The 12,928-nt window shown below is 72.2% G+C and carries 15 protein-coding genes; 9 read left to right on the forward strand and 6 right to left on the reverse strand.

Annotated features, from left to right (window positions below):
- Positions 1–54 precede the first annotated feature (54 nt).
- From DJ476_RS18575 to DJ476_RS18585, 3 genes are all read left to right on the forward strand, one after another.
- Positions 55–1,407: a sensor histidine kinase gene (locus DJ476_RS18575; RefSeq protein ID WP_112491081.1), complete on the forward strand. Its 1,353-nt coding sequence runs from the start codon at positions 55–57 to the stop codon at positions 1,405–1,407.
- Positions 1,404–2,066 (forward strand): response regulator, encoded by a 663-nt coding sequence (locus DJ476_RS18580; protein ID WP_103419334.1) that lies wholly within the window; start codon positions 1,404–1,406, stop codon positions 2,064–2,066. Before DJ476_RS18575 ends, DJ476_RS18580 begins: the two co-directional genes overlap by 4 nt.
- A gap of 153 nt (positions 2,067–2,219) precedes the next feature.
- Positions 2,220–3,425 carry a cytochrome P450 gene (locus DJ476_RS18585; RefSeq protein ID WP_112491082.1) on the forward strand — a complete coding sequence of 402 codons (1,206 nt, stop codon included), beginning with the start codon at positions 2,220–2,222 and terminating at the stop codon, positions 3,423–3,425.
- A gap of 29 nt (positions 3,426–3,454) precedes the next feature.
- On the opposite strand, the gene DJ476_RS18590 is transcribed toward DJ476_RS18585, so the two are convergent.
- The 3 genes from DJ476_RS18590 to DJ476_RS18600 all read right to left on the reverse strand — a co-directional run bounded on the left by DJ476_RS18590 (position 3,455) and on the right by DJ476_RS18600 (position 5,274).
- Complete coding sequence (locus tag DJ476_RS18590; RefSeq protein ID WP_112491083.1) at positions 3,455–3,793, reverse strand: hypothetical protein; 339 nt, start codon at positions 3,791–3,793, stop codon at positions 3,455–3,457.
- Between the two features lie 254 nt (positions 3,794–4,047).
- Positions 4,048–4,335: a DUF1876 domain-containing protein gene (locus DJ476_RS18595; protein WP_053562909.1), complete on the reverse strand. Its 288-nt coding sequence runs from the start codon at positions 4,333–4,335 to the stop codon at positions 4,048–4,050.
- Between the two features lie 57 nt (positions 4,336–4,392).
- Positions 4,393–5,274, reverse strand: a complete 882-nt coding sequence (locus DJ476_RS18600; protein ID WP_112491084.1) for a diacylglycerol kinase family protein — start codon at positions 5,272–5,274, stop codon at positions 4,393–4,395.
- Positions 5,275–5,460: 186 nt separating this feature from the next.
- On the opposite strand from DJ476_RS18600, the gene DJ476_RS18605 reads away from it, so the two are divergent.
- The 6 genes from DJ476_RS18605 (at position 5,461) to DJ476_RS18630 (ending at position 10,381) form a co-directional block, all read left to right on the forward strand.
- Positions 5,461–6,744, forward strand: a complete 1,284-nt coding sequence (locus DJ476_RS18605) for an adenylosuccinate synthase (protein ID WP_026237801.1) — start codon at positions 5,461–5,463, stop codon at positions 6,742–6,744.
- 235 nt (positions 6,745–6,979) lie between these two features.
- A complete protein-coding gene (locus tag DJ476_RS18610) occupies positions 6,980–7,636 on the forward strand; it encodes a DsbA family oxidoreductase (RefSeq protein WP_112491085.1) in 657 nt (218 codons plus the stop codon).
- A gap of 1 nt (position 7,637) precedes the next feature.
- Positions 7,638–8,753, forward strand: a complete 1,116-nt coding sequence (locus DJ476_RS18615) for an oxidoreductase (RefSeq protein ID WP_103419329.1) — start codon at positions 7,638–7,640, stop codon at positions 8,751–8,753.
- A gap of 125 nt (positions 8,754–8,878) precedes the next feature.
- The gene (locus DJ476_RS18620) at positions 8,879–9,358 is read left to right on the forward strand and encodes a nucleoside deaminase (protein ID WP_103419328.1); all 480 of its coding nucleotides are present in this window, start codon (positions 8,879–8,881) and stop codon (positions 9,356–9,358) included.
- Positions 9,359–9,562: 204 nt separating this feature from the next.
- Complete coding sequence (locus DJ476_RS18625) at positions 9,563–9,883, forward strand: DMT family transporter (protein WP_019763176.1); 321 nt, start codon at positions 9,563–9,565, stop codon at positions 9,881–9,883.
- A gap of 81 nt (positions 9,884–9,964) precedes the next feature.
- A complete protein-coding gene (locus DJ476_RS18630; protein ID WP_103419327.1) occupies positions 9,965–10,381 on the forward strand; it encodes a DMT family transporter in 417 nt (138 codons plus the stop codon).
- 161 nt (positions 10,382–10,542) lie between these two features.
- Here DJ476_RS18630 and DJ476_RS18635 read toward each other — a convergent pair whose 3' ends face one another.
- The 3 genes from DJ476_RS18635 to DJ476_RS18645 all read right to left on the reverse strand — a co-directional run bounded on the left by DJ476_RS18635 (position 10,543) and on the right by DJ476_RS18645 (position 12,920).
- Positions 10,543–11,346, reverse strand: coding sequence for an SDR family NAD(P)-dependent oxidoreductase (locus tag DJ476_RS18635; RefSeq protein ID WP_112491086.1), 804 nt, complete (start codon positions 11,344–11,346; stop codon positions 10,543–10,545).
- Positions 11,343–12,062 carry an HAD family hydrolase gene (locus tag DJ476_RS18640; RefSeq protein ID WP_112491087.1) on the reverse strand — a complete coding sequence of 240 codons (720 nt, stop codon included), beginning with the start codon at positions 12,060–12,062 and terminating at the stop codon, positions 11,343–11,345. The genes DJ476_RS18635 and DJ476_RS18640 overlap by 4 nt, the downstream gene beginning before the upstream one ends.
- Positions 12,063–12,287: 225 nt before the next feature.
- Positions 12,288–12,920 (reverse strand): ScbR family autoregulator-binding transcription factor, encoded by a 633-nt coding sequence (locus DJ476_RS18645; RefSeq protein WP_029395135.1) that lies wholly within the window; start codon positions 12,918–12,920, stop codon positions 12,288–12,290.
- Positions 12,921–12,928: the final 8 nt, after the last annotated feature.

Below are 12,928 nucleotides of genomic sequence, written 5' to 3' on the forward strand. Positions count from 1 at the left end.
GGAATCAGCTTCGGTAGGGACGACCCGTACTCCGCCGCCACCTACCGTGGAAACGTGACCGAGACCCAGACGAAGACCAGTAGCCCGGAGATCCGGGCGGCCGCCGGTGCGATGGACGGCCTGCGGGAAGACCTCTTCCGCCATGTGTTCGCCTACCGCCCGCTGCCGCCCCTCTCGCCGGAGGGGCGGTTCATACGCCGGCTGCCCGAGGGGCTGCGGCGGGCCCTCGTGTGGACCCCGCACGCCCTGGTGCTGTTCGCCGCCTTCATCGTGATGATGTCCGGCTTCGCCACCTGGAACTTCCGCCTCCTCATGGGGCTGGTGCCGGCGATCCCGGTCGCGATGACCCTGGTCCGGCCGGTCGCCGCGTTCTGGGCCTCCTGGGCCGCGACCCTCTTCTGCGCGCTCCTGGGCACCGACGGGCTCTGGGGGGCCAGCGCCTTCATCGCCCAGGTGGTGGTGCTGGTGGTCGTGGCGGCCCGGACCCGGCCGCGTACGGCGGTCTGGATGTGGCTGCTGACCCTGCTGTTCGGGGTGTTCCTGGAGGGCGGGGACCCGTCCATCACTGCGCCCATGGCCGTCCTGTCGGCCTTCGCCCTGCTGGTCGTCACCGTCTTCCAGGTCCGGCGCGACGCCGAGCGGGAGGTGCGCGACGCCGAGCGCGAGGTCACCGTGCAGCGCACCGTCACCGCCGCCGAGCGCGACCGGCGCACGCTGCTGGAGGAGCGCACCACCATCGCCCGGGAGCTGCACGACGTGGTCGCCCACCACATGTCGGTCGTCGCGATCCAGGCGGAGGCCGCCCCCTACCGGGTGGAGAACCCGCCGCCCGAGCTGGAGCAGGCCTTCGTCACCATCCGCGAGAACGCGGTGGCCGCCCTCACCGAGCTGCGCCGCGTCCTCGGGGTCGTCCGGGCGGAGGACTACGAGGCCCCGGACGCCCCGCAGCCCACCCTGGCCGTGCTCGACGGGCTCCTGGACAACGTCCGCGAGACGGGCCTGGAGACGGAGAAGGTGATCACCGGGGCCGTCCGCGAGCTGCCCCAGGGCGTCGAGCTGTCGGCGTACCGGATCATCCAGGAAGCCCTCAGCAACACCCTGCGGCACGCGCCCGGCGCCACGGCCCGGGTCGAGGTCTCGTACGTCCTCGGCGGGATCGGGCTGCGGATCGTCAACGGGCCCGCGACCGGCCTGGTCAAGCCGTCGCCCGGGGCCGGGCACGGGATCACCGGGATGCGGGAGCGGGTGGCGATGCTCAACGGGGTGATGACGGCCGAGGCGACGGAGGACGGCGGGTACGAGGTGGCGGTCTTCCTGCCCGTACCGCCGGCGGAGAGCGAGCCGGACGAGCCCGCCGCCGCGCCGGGCGCCGAAGTCGTCCCGTACAAGAAGGCGGACCGGGCATGAGCGACATCCGCGTGCTGATCGTGGACGACCAGATGATGGTCCGCGAGGGCTTCTCCGTCCTGCTCAACGCCATGCCGGGGATCACCGTCGTGGGGGAGGCGGTGGACGGCCGGGACGCCGTCGACAAGGTCGCCGCCCTCTTCCCGGACGTCGTCCTGATGGACATCCGGATGCCGGGGATGAACGGCATCGACGCCACCCGCGAGATCGTCGCGCAGGTCGTGGACGCCAAGGTGCTGGTCCTGACCACCTTCGACCTGGACGAGTACGTGTACCAGGCGCTGCGGGCCGGGGCCTCGGGCTTCCTCCTCAAGGACGCCTCGGCCCGGCAGCTCGCGGACGGTGTACGGGTGGTGGCCTCGGGCGAGGCGCTGCTCGCGCCGACCGTGACCCGGCGCCTGATCACCGAGTTCTCCAAGCTCGCGGAGGCCCCGAGACCGCCCGCCCTCGCCCGGGTCGGGGACCTCACGGAGCGCGAGACGGAGGTGCTCGTCCTGATCGCGCAGGGGCTCTCCAACGCGGAGATCGCCTCGCACCTGATCGTCGCCGAGTCCACGATCAAGACGCATGTGAGCCGCATCCTGGTGAAGCTGGGTCTGCGCGACCGGACGCAGGCGGCGGTGTTCGCGTACGAGGCGAGGCTGGTGACGCCGGGGTAGGGCGGGTCGGGGTGGGGCGGCCGGGGGACGCACGGTGCGGGGGCTTGTGGTGGCGGCTGTTTACGGCGGGGCGGTGCGGCGGTTGCCCGGGGCGGGGCTCTTGCGGTGGTGCCGACCCCTTGCGGTGGTGGTGGACGCGGGTAGCGTCGGGTCATGCACGTGTCCTTCGATCCCTGGTCACCCGCGTTCGTCGCCGATCCCTACCCCGCCTACGCCGCCCTGCGCGCCGCCGGCCGGGCGCACTGGTTCGAGCCGACCGGGCAGTGGCTGATCCCGCACCACTCCGACGTATCGGCCCTGCTGCGCGACCGGCGCCTGGGCCGTACGTATCTGCACCGCTTCACCCACGAGGAGTTCGGCCGGACCCCGCCGCCCGCCGCGCACGAGCCGTTCACCACGCTCAACGGGCAGGGGCTGCTCGACCTGGAGGCCCCCGACCACCCCCGGATCCGGCGGCTGGTCTCCAAGGCGTTCACCCCGCGTACGGTCGAGAACCTGGCCCCGACCGTACGGCGGCTGGCGGCCGGGCTGGTCGACGCGTTCGTGGCGCGGGGCGGCGGCGACCTGCTGGGGGAGGTGGCCGAACCGCTGCCCGTCGCCGTGATCGCGGAGATGCTGGGCGTGCCGGAGGAGGACCGGGGGCCGCTGCGGCCCTGGTCAGCGGCGATCTGCGGGATGTTCGAGCTGAACCCGTCGGAGGAGACGGCGAAGGCGGCCGTGCGGGCGTCGGAGGAGTTCTCCGCCTATCTGCGCGGACTCATCGCCGAGCGGCGCAGGGCCCCCGGCGACGACCTGATCTCCGCGCTCATCGCCGCCCACGACGAGGGCGAGCGGCTGACCGAGCAGGAGATGGTCTCCACCTGCGTGCTGCTGCTGAACGCGGGCCACGAGGCGACGGTGAACACCACGGTCAACGGGTGGCGGACCCTCTTCCACCACCCCGAGCAGCTCGCCGCCCTCCGGGCCGCGCCCGCCTCGCTGCCCACGGCCGTGGAGGAACTCCTGCGCTACGACACCCCGTTGCAGATGTTCGAGCGGTGGGTGCTGGACGACATCGAGATCGACGGGCAGGTGATCGGGCGGGGCGCGGAGGTGGCGCTGCTGTTCGGCTCGGCCAACCGGGACCCGGAGCGGTTCGCGGAGCCGGACAGGCTGGACCTGGGTCGGGTGGACAACCCGCACATCACGTTCGGCGCGGGCATCCACTACTGCCTGGGCGCGCCGCTCGCCCGGCTCGAACTGGAGGCTTCCTTCGGGGAGTTGCTGCGGAAGGCGCCCGCGATGCGGATGGTGGCGGAGCCGGAGTGGCAGCCGGGGTACGTGATCCGGGGGCTGAAGGAGCTGGTGGTGGAGGTGTAGGCGGCGGGGCGCCTCCGGGTACGGCTCCGTCAGCAGGGCGAGCCGCAGTCCTCCAGGGCCCGGGGGGCGCCCAGCACGTCGAAGCCGTAGCCGAAGGCGGCGAGGGCGGTGAGGGTCGCGAGCAGTCCGAGCGCGGGGCGCCACCGGCCCCGTACGAGGGCGAAGAGGGCCAGGGCGGCGGTCGCCCCGCCGAGGAGCATGACGGGGACGCCCAGCAGGAAGACCACCGGGGCGGTCTCGCCCTCGAAGCCGCCGGAGAGGCCCCGCCTGCCGTACGGGAACCAGACCGCCATCCCCACGAGGGCGCCGAACACGGCGATGGCGCAGCCTGCGGTGCCGGTGAGGGCCTCTTGTCGTCGCGTCTCCATGTGGCGGGGGACGCGGTGGGGTGCGGGCGCGGTTCCGCCCCGGCTTTCGGGGCGCCGCCCCCGGCCCCCCGCTCCTCAAACGCCGGAGGGGCTGGATATGCGGGCCCGGCCCCGAAGTGCGGGGGAGGTGGGACATGCGGGCCCGGCCCGAGGCGCGGGGGAGGCGGGACATGCGGGCCCCGCTCCGAAGCGCGGGGTGGGAGGGGGCTGGATATGTAGGCCCGGCCCCGCCCTCGTACGCCTGGAGGGCTATTTCACGTCAGCGGGTACGACGTGCGGCCCGAGGCCTCGTCGATCTCCTCGTGGGCCTTGGTCAGGAGCTTCATCGCCAGTTCGTTGAGGGCGCGGGCCCCCGCGATCTCCTCGCCGACCCGCTGCTGGTCCTCGTCCGAGGGGTGGCGGCTGGCGTAGCCGTGGGCGCGGACCTCGGTTCCGTCGGAGAGGCGGACGAGGGCCGCGGCGCGCGTGCGGTGCGAGTCCTCCTCGAATTCGAGGTCGATGTGCCAGCCGACCGTGACTCTGGGCGTGGCGGTTGCGGTCATGACGGTCACCTCCGCGGCCGATTGCCGTACGTACCCTTTCCTCCCGTACGTACCCTTTCAGCGTGCGCCCGTCGTGCCGTCCGCGCTCGCCGGGAGCGGCAGCATCAGGCCCCAGGCGCCCGCCCGGACGGTCCAGGTCCGGGTGCGGACCGGGCCCGCGGTCTGTATGTCGGCCCGGTAGCGGAAGTCCGCGCCGGAGACGGTGACGGCCTTGGCCTCCACCGTGACCTCCTCGCCGTCCGAGATGCGGACCACCACGTCGGCCAGGCCCCCGTCGCCCTGGGAGAGCACCGAGACGTCTCGTACCGGCGCGTCCAGGTCGCTCAGGAGCACCCCGTCCGCCTCGACCCGCAGCCGATACGTCCCCGGGGGCGCGGCGGCGGCTCCGGGGGCGGCCGGGCGGACCAGGGAGGTCATCAGGGAGCGGCAGGTGTCCCAGACGGCCGTGACCCCGGTGTGCGGGGCGCCCACGCCGGGCGCGGGGGTGGGGGCGGGGATGCGGAGGCGGCCGAGCACCACGCCGTCGCTGTCGTCCACCAGCAGGTCGAGGCGGCGTACCGCCCCGTCCAGGGCCGTCCGGGCGGCCGCCACCGCGCCCCGGGGGACACCGAGGGCGTGGGCGACCTCCAGGGCGTGCGCGGCGCCCACGGGGATCAGGGAGAGGACGCCCCGGGCCAGCTCCCGCTCCTTGTGGAGCTGGGCCACGGCCCGGAGCAGCGCGTGGTCGTCTCCGACCACGACCGGGCGGCGCGAGCCCCGCCGGGAGAGGGCGCGGGCGAACTCCTCCGGGGTGTCCGGGAGGCAGATCTTGGCGTGCGAGCCGGCGCTCAGCACGTCCTTCGCGATGCGGACGGACTCGCCGTCGGTCCTGCGGGCGGCCGGGTCGATGACCACGAGAAGCTGGTCGTCGCCGTCGCCGGGGGGCTCTGCAGCCGACACCTCGGTCCTTCCTCGGGTAGCATCTTGGTGCAAGAGCCCCTTGCGCTATTGCGCCAGGGGCTTCGTCTATTCCGGGGCACCCGGTTCGACGGCTCAGGCTTTGCCGTACATCGTCGTGCGGCAGGTACGACCTTGACGTACGCCCCCTGACCTTGGACATGCCCCGCCCGGAAGGGGTGTACGCCTGTGCCCGCACTTGTGCTGCTCGGTGCTCAGTGGGGTGACGAGGGCAAGGGGAAGGCCACCGATCTCCTCGGTGGATCCGTGGACTATGTCGTGCGATACCAGGGCGGTAACAACGCCGGTCACACGGTCGTCGTGGGCGACCAGAAGTACGCACTGCATCTCCTCCCCTCCGGAATCCTGTCGCCGGGCTGTACCCCGGTCATCGGGAACGGTGTCGTGGTCGACCCGGCGGTCCTGCTCTCCGAGCTGAGCGGTCTGAACGAGCGTGGCGTCGACACGTCCAAGCTTCTGATCAGCGGTAACGCTCATTTGATCACTCCGTACAACGTCACGCTCGACAAGGTGACCGAGCGCTTCCTCGGGAAGCGCAAGATCGGTACGACGGGCCGGGGCATCGGGCCGACGTACGCCGACAAGATCAACCGGGTGGGCATCCGCGTCCAGGACCTCTACGACGAGTCGATCCTGGAGCAGAAGGTCGAGGCCGCCCTGGAGCAGAAGAACCAGCTCCTGGCCAAGGTCTTCAACCGCCGCGCGATCGAGGCCGGCAAGGTCGTCGAGGACATGCTCCAGTACGCGGAGCAGATCAAGCCGTTCGTCGCCGACACGACCCTGATCCTGAACGAAGCCATCGACGACGGCAAGGTCGTGCTCTTCGAGGGCGGCCAGGGCACCCTGCTCGACGTCGACCACGGCACGTACCCCTTCGTCACCTCGTCGAACCCGACGGCGGGCGGCGCCTGCACCGGAGCCGGTGTCGGCCCGACGAAGATCAGCCGCGTCATCGGCATCCTCAAGGCCTATACGACGCGCGTGGGCGCCGGTCCGTTCCCGACCGAGCTGTTCGACGAGGACGGCGAGGCGCTGCGGCGCATCGGCGGCGAGCGCGGTGTCACCACCGGCCGTGACCGCCGCTGCGGCTGGTTCGACGCCCCGATCGCGCGGTACGCGACCCGGGTCAACGGCCTGACCGACTTCTTCCTCACCAAGCTGGACGTGCTCACCGGCTGGGAGCGGATCCCGGTCTGCGTGGCGTACGAGATCGACGGCAAGCGCGTCGAGGAACTCCCGTACAACCAGACCGACTTCCACCACGCGAAGCCGATCTACGAGACCCTGCCGGGCTGGTCCGAGGACATCACCAAGGCCAAGACCTTCTCCGACCTGCCGAAGAACGCGCAGGGGTATGTGAAGGCCCTGGAGGAGATGTCGGGCGCCCCGATCTCCGCCATCGGCGTCGGCCCCGGCCGGACCGAGACGATCGAGATCAACTCGTTCCTGTAGGAGCGAGCCCGGGCGGTACCGCGGCGGTGGCCCCCAGCCTTGCGAGGCTGGGGGCCACCGCCGTTTTCGCTGCCCCGGTGCGCCGCCGTACCCGCCTTGGACACGCGTCGGGCGGGTACGACGGGACTTGACACTAAAGTGCATGATCGTGCAACCTTCTGGGGATCCCTTCCGTCTCCCGTCGCCCCGTCGAGAGATGTTGTTGCTTGCGCGATCAATTATCTGGAGCCTGCGCATGGCTGATCCCGTGAAGATCAAGATCTGGTCCGACTACGTCTGCCCCTTCTGCATGCTGGCCGAGGGCCCCATCGAAGAGGCGATCAAGGACGTCGGCGTCGACGTGGAAGTCGAGTGGATGCCCTTCGAGCTGCGTGCCCACCCCCAGCCCACCCTGCGGCCGGAGGACGCGTATCTGCCCGCCATCTGGGAGCGGGCCGTCTACCCCATGGCCCGGCGGCTCGGGGTCGACATCACGCTCCCCACCGTCTCGCCCCAGCCCTACACCGCCCTCGCCTTCGAGGGGTACCAGTACGCGGCCGAGCACGGCCTGGGCGACGCCTACAACCAGCGGATGTTCCGCGCCTTCTTCCAGGAGGACCGGGACCTGGGGGAGGTCGACGTCCTCGCCGCCCTGGCGGCCGAGATCGGCCTGGACGAGGCCGGGTTCCGGGCCGCGCTGGCGGACGGCACCTACCGCGCCCGGCACCAGGAGGCCCTGCGGGAGGCGGCCGCGCACCAGGTGCAGTCGGTCCCCACCCTGCTCGTCGGGGACATCCGCATCGAGGGCGTCCCGCGCCCGGCCCAGCTGCGCAAGGCGATCCTGGACGCGCAGGCCCGGCAGGCGGAGGAAGCCGGCTACGGCGCGGCCTGCGGCATCGACGGGACGTGCTGACGTGAGCGACGCCCGCACCAGCGCGTTACGTCCCCATCCAGCCCTCACCGCCTGCCGGTTCGCGGGTCTCGACCTGCGCAACAGATTCGCCGTCGCCCCCATGACCCGGGTCTCCGCCACCGGGGACGGCCGGGCCACCGAGCAGATGGCCGAGTACTACGAAGCCTTCGCCCAGGGCGGTTTCGGGCTCCTGATCACCGAGGGGACCTACACCGACACCGCCTTCAGCCAGGGCTATCTGCACCAGCCCGGCATCACGGACGCGGCGCAGGCCGCCGCCTGGCGGGCCGTCGTCGACCGGGCGCACGCCGCCGGTGCGCGCATCGTCCTCCAGCTGATGCACGCCGGGGCCCTCGCGCAGGGCAACCGGTTCCGCGACCGGACCGCGGGCCCCTCGGCGGTACGGCCGAAGGGCGAGCAGCTGGACAAGTACCGGGGCAGCGGCCCCTGGCCCGTACCGCTGGAGCTGACCCGCGCCCAGATCGCCGAGGCGGTCGAGGGGTTCGCCGCCGCGGCCGTACGTGCCCGTGAGGCCGGCTTCGACGGCGTGGAGATCCACGCGGCCAACGGCTATCTGCTCGACCAGTTCCTCACCCCGTACACCAATCTGCGCACCGACGGGTACGGCGGGGACGCCGAGGGGCGCTCACGGCTCGTGCGGGAGGTGACGGCCGAGGTCAGAGGCGCGGCCGGGCCCGGCTTCCCGGTCGGCGTCCGGTTCTCCCAGGGGAAGATCAACGACTTCGGGTGGCGGTGGCCGGGCGGCGACGCCGAGGCGCGCGTCCTCTTCACAGCGGCAGCCTCGGCCGGGGCCGACTATCTGCACCTCGCGGGCAGTGGGCGGGACTGGTCGCCGGACGGGCCGACGCTCCCCGGGCTCGCCCGGCAGGTCACCGGGCTCCCCGTCATCGCCAACGGCGGGCTGCACGAGGACGGGGTGGCGCGGCGCGTCCTGGACGAGGGGCACGCCGACGTCCTGGCGATCGGGACGGGCGCGCTGGCCAACCCCGACCTGCCGCACAAGGTGGCCGCGGGGGCTCTTCCGGCGCCGTTCGATCCGCAGGTGCTGGAACCGCTGGCGACCTTGGACAACGCCCGTACGCACGCAACCGCTTGACACCAGTTATATGCACATGCAAGATTAAGTCCATCGGGTCGCGTCAACGGCGGAGACCTGTGGAGCCATCCGATTGCATGTGCAGGCAAATGAAAGATACAGGGCAACTCGGGAGACGAACTGCCATGGGTACACACGACAGCGAACTGATGGGCTTCGCCCACGAAGCGATCCGGCTCAGCCGCGAGCACGTCGCCCAGGGCGGCATCCCCTTCTCCGGTGTCGTCGTGGGCGGCGGGCGGATCCTGGGGACCGGCTTCAACCGGGTCCGCGAGGACAACGACCCGACCGCGCACGCCGAGGTCGTCGCCCTCCGCGAGGCCACCACCCGGCACGGCATCCGCGCCGTGGCGGGGGCCACCCTGATCGCCTCCGGCGAGCCCTGCGCCCTGTGCTACATGGCGGCGCGGTTCGCCGGCGTCGGCCACATCGTGCACACCGCCGACCGCCGGACCGCCGCCCGGTACGGCTTCGACTACACCAGCACGTACTCCCTCTTCGCCGAGGACCCCGAGCGCTGGCCCATCAAGGTCACCGCGCTCCAACTCCCCGAGGCCGAGGCCCCGTTCCAGGACTTCCTCACCATGAGCCGGACCCGGCACTGACCGGGGCCCCGGCTCCGGCCCGGGCCCCGGCACCCACCGGAGCCCGGTGCTGACCAGGGCCTCGGCTCCGGCACCCACCGGAGCCCGGTGCTGACCCAGGCCCCTGGGCCGGGGCCCGGCCCCGCGACATCGCCGTACACCGCCGCACGCACCGCCTCCCCCACGCTCACTCCCCTCCTCACCCACCGCACGGAAGGACCTCCCATGCACTGGCTCTACCTCGCCATCGCCGTCGCCTTCGAGATCGCTGTCGCCATCGCCGCCGGAAAGGCGGAGGGCTTCAAGAACCGCAAGTGGACCGCCATCACCCTGGCCAGCGGTGCCGCCGCGACCTTCTTCCTCAGCAAGGCGCTGCTGACCTTCGACGTCGGCGTCGGCTACGCCCTGTGGACCTCCGTCGCGGGCGTCGGTATCACCATCCTCGGCGCGCTCTTCTTCGGCCAGCGCCTGAACTGGAACAAGGCGATCGGCATCGTCCTCGTCATCGGTGGCGTCGTCGGCCTTCAGCTGAGCGGTTCCGCCTGAGCCCGGGTGCACTACCCCCGGCCGCGCACGCGGCGCTCCCCGCACACCATCTGACGCCATTTCAGAGAGGATCCACCTCCCATGTCCAACGCGGTCAAGAACCCCACCAACGCCTGGCTCTCGCTCCTGCTCGCCGGAGTCTTCGAGATCGGATACGCGCTCGCCGTCGGCGGCAGCGAAGGCTTCACCGTCCTGACCTGGTCCCTGGTCGCCGTGGTGTTCTTCCTGCTGACGCTCTACGCACTGAGCCTGGCCCTGCGCACGATCGAGGTCAGCATCGGCTACGCGGTCTGGGCCGGCATCGGCGCGGTCGGCGCCGCCGTCCTGGGCCCGGTCTTCTTCGACGAGACCCTCACCCTCGCCAAGGGCATCTGGCTGACGGTCATCATCGTCGGTGTCATCTGGCTGAAGCTGGCCGACCGCACGAAGCCCGAGGCGGTCGCCCCGGCCCCGGCGGCCCAGCAGGTCACGGACCGGCCCGGCGCGCTCCAGGTCTGACGCGCCACGACCGTAGCCACGACGGCCGTAACCACCACGACCGCAGCCGTCGCAACCGTACGCACGACGACCGTACGCCCCAGGCGGCTGCCTCCCATCAGGAATGGGCGGCAGCCGCCGGGGGCGTTCCGTCATGTCGCTCATCTCGCTTGCCAAGGAAGTCACTTGGCGGTGCGGCCGCCGTCCACCGCGAGGGCGGTCCCGGTGGTGAAGGAGGAGGCGTCCGAGCAGAGCCAGGCGGCGGCGCGGGCGATCTCGACCGGGTCGGCCAGCCGCCGCTGGATGCCCTGGGAGCCGAAGCCCGCCCCCACGGCGGGGCCGGGCGGGCGGAGGGCGTCCATCATCTCCGTGTCGGTGCCGCCCACCACGAGGGCGTTGACCCGGATGCCGTGCTCGCCGTACTCGGCCGCCGCCGCCCTGGTGAGGCCGATGACCGCGTGCTTCGCGGCCACATAGGCGGCCGACGCGGCGGTGGCCCGGACGCCCGCCACGCTGGAGGTGTTGACGACCGCGCCCCCGCCCGCCGCCAGCATGGCGGGGAGCTGGGCGCGCAGGCAGTTCCACACCCCGCGCAGATTGACGTCCAGCGTGCGGTCGAAGTCCTCGTCGGGGAGTTCGTGCAGGACCGTTCCGGCGCTGGCGTGACCGGCGTTGTTGAACGCGCAGTCGAGGCGGCCGAACCGGTCGACCGCCGTGGCCACGGCCCGTTCCATGTCCGCGGGGCGGGTGACGTCGCCCGGTACGGCCACGGCCCGGCCGCCGCCCTTCCGGATGCGCTCGGCGCCCTCCTCCATCTGGGCGGCCCGGCGGGCCACCAGCACGACGGCGGCCCCCTCGTCGGCGAAGTGCCGGGCCGCAGCGGCGCCGATCCCGCTGGAGGCGCCGGTGATCAGCGCCACCTTGCCGGACAGCAGCCCGTCGCCCGGGGGCGCTCCGCCGGACAGCGGCCCTCCGCCCGGCGTCACGCGTACCCGCCCCGGCCCGCCGCGGTCAGGGAGGCGCTCCAGAAGGTGTCCGCGTTCATCTCCTGGTCGATCCGGCGCAGCAGGCCGTCGTCGAGCGTGTCCAGGCGGTCGATCAGGTGGCGTACGCCTGCCTCCCGCATGAGCGCGCGCTGGTGGCTGTGGGCGAAGGCGGAGGGGCGGCCGACGAAGGCGGTGCCCAGCTCGCGGGCCGCGTCCGCGACCCGGGCGACGTCGTCGACGAAGAGGGCCTGGGCGGGGCGGAGGCCGAAGACGTCCTCGGTGATCTCCCGGAGGCCCGGGCGGAAGTCGTTGGTGCAGACATAGCCGGGGCCGTCGAACAGGTGGGCGTAGCGGCCCAGATGGTGGTCGAAGTGCTCCTTGCCCAGGCCGCCGTAGCAGACCGTGCGCAGGCCCGCGCTCCGCAGCCGGTGCAGCAGCTGGCGGGTGCCCGGTGTGATCATGACCGGGTGGCGGTCGACGTGGGCGGCGCGCTCCTCGAAGTAGGCGGCGAGCGCCGCCTCGCCCGTCAAGCCGCCACCCACGGCGGCCGCGAGCCGCCGGCCGGCTATGTGCCGCGGCTGGGAGAAGACGGATCGCTCCAGGGCGGCGGAGTACGTACCGCCCCTGCTGGTGACGAACTGGTGGATGACCGGACTGAAGGTGTCGTTCAGCAGGACACCGTCGATGTTCAGCGCGGCCAGGCGTAAGGAAAGCATGCGGCTCCGTAGGGATCGTCCGAGGCGGGAGGCACGGTCTGCGGGCAGAGCGGTCGTGGGGCGGTCAGGACGTGTGTGATCAGGGCGCCCGTGATCAGGAAGCCCTCAGTCAGGGCCTCGGTGATCAGGACGCCCGTGGGCGGGGGCCGGTTCGGCCGGTGCGGTCAGGGGAGTCGGTGCGATCGGTCGGTGCGTGCGATCGGTCCGGTCCGTGGGCCGGTGCGGTCAGGGCATCATCGCGGCGCCCCGGGCAGGGGTCGCCTCGGCGCGGGTGATCACGGACGGCACCGCGATGCCCGGGAGGATCAGGTTCCACATCTGCTGGGTGCGCTCGGGGAGGTCCCGGCGGCCGCTGACGACGTTGGAGTACATCTGCATCCCGGTACAGGCGGCGACCACGAACTCCGCCACCACGGCCGGGTCGACGCCCGGCTGCAGCTCGCCGTCCTCCTGGGCCTCCTGCAGATAGCCGGTCATGATCGCGCGGAACTTCTCGTACGGGTCGGCGTTGGCCGGGCCTTCCGCGGAGGTCTGCTCGTTGGTCAGCCGCACGCCGGCCCGGAGCAGCGGATCGCGCTGGAGCTGCCACGACCAGACGAGCGTGAGGTCGATGAGCCGCTGCAGCCCGCCGGCGGCGACCAGCGGGACCAGGGTCTCCGGCTGGCTGTTCATCACCGCCTTGGCCAGGTCCTCCTTGGAGCCGAAGTGGAAGTAGAGCGCCCCTGCCGTCACACCGGCGCGCTTGAGGATGCGGGTGATGCTGGCTCCCGCGTAGCCGTACTCGTCGAAGACCTCTGCTGCTGCATGGAGGAGAGCGCGACGGGTCTGTTCCGCTCGCTCCTGTTTCGGTTGCGCCATGCCCTTCA

The sequence above is a fragment of the Streptomyces bacillaris genome, from assembly GCF_003268675.1.
In the GTDB taxonomy this organism is placed as follows: Bacteria; Actinomycetota; Actinomycetes; order Streptomycetales; family Streptomycetaceae; genus Streptomyces; species Streptomyces bacillaris.